This is a genomic window from Aliiglaciecola aliphaticivorans (assembly GCF_054782055.1).
This window is the reverse complement of the sequence record NZ_BAAGTF010000060.1, coordinates 1-1,223: the sequence shown is the minus strand read 5'-3', so window position 1 is coordinate 1,223 and position 1,223 is coordinate 1. Positions and strand designations below refer to the sequence as shown.

General features: G+C 42.4%; 1 protein-coding gene. It reads right to left on the bottom strand.

What is annotated here, in order from left to right; translation table 11 throughout:
* Positions 1-1,105: IS110 family RNA-guided transposase (locus ACYVIL_RS19660; RefSeq protein WP_460314382.1), on the bottom strand; the 1,105-nt coding region annotated here is incomplete at its 3' end.
* Between the last annotated feature and the right edge of the window lie 118 nt (positions 1,106-1,223).

Genomic DNA, 1,223 nt, shown 5'->3' with positions numbered 1-1,223 from the left:
CGACTTCCCGTGAGATAGCCCAGATATAGGCAATCATTTCTCTAGCGATGGCTGTGACAACTACATTGTAGTGTTTACCTTTGTGCATCAGTCGTTGATATCGACGACATAATCTCAGTTGTGCTTGCCAAGCAATATCGGTGATAGGCTTGGGTAAGCCCTCTTGCCGCTTTTGTAGTTCTGTAGAAACGTTAGCTGTGTATCTATAGCTGTGAGCGCCTTCAATTAGTAGGCGTCTTGCTCGGCCATTACCACATTTAGTGATGGCACCTAAACGACGTTTTCCACCACTTGAATGTTCACTGGGTACTAATCCCACGTAGCTCATTAGTTTTCTGGGATGGTCAAAGCGATTTAAATCCCCTAATTCGGCTACTACACCGGTGGCAACTAATAATCTAACACCTCGCATGGCTTGTACTGCCTTGACGACAGGATAATATCGCCAGTTTTGCACTTGGTGTGCTAATTCATTATCCAATCGCTCCAACCGTCCAATACGCTCCGTGATAGTTTGAATGCATTCTTGCAAAACGATTTGTTGTGCAGGATGGGGCAGCACTAACTCGGTAAGCCAGCGTATATGTGCTAAAGACCAATTATCTTTGGTTTTACAATTAATATTGTTGCGCAGTAACATCGCTTTTAATTGATATTTTGCGTCCTTTAAATCCTTCATTGCCACTTCACGAGCACGAGATAGATCTCGTACCGCTTCATCTTCTGGCTCTGGTACATAAATGGCAGTGAGATCTTCCGATTTAAGTAATTTAGCTAACATCATAGCGTCGCGTTTATCGGTTTTGACTCTATCGCCAGGTTTCTTTGGAATAAGTGACGGTGCGACCACATAACAACAGTGTCCAAGGCTGGTGAGCAAACGATAAATCCAATATCCGCAAGGACCTGCTTCATACACAAAGTGCAAGGTTGCATCAGGGTATTTAGACTCAAGCTGACGAGCTAATTTTTTGATAGCGAGTTTACTGTTTGACTGCCTACCTAAGTGAACGGGTTTAGCGCCACGTTGGTCTTCAATATAAGCAACTTCATTGAATTCTTTATGCGTATCTAAGCCAATAAAAAGTATGCTATGTTTATTCATGCTGATCTCCTTTTTAGTTTCTTTGCAGAACTATTATGGCTCTGGTTTTTAACTAACCCACGAATAATTGGAGATCAGCACTATTTCAAACTGGCTCAAGGGGAGTCATTATGTCTAT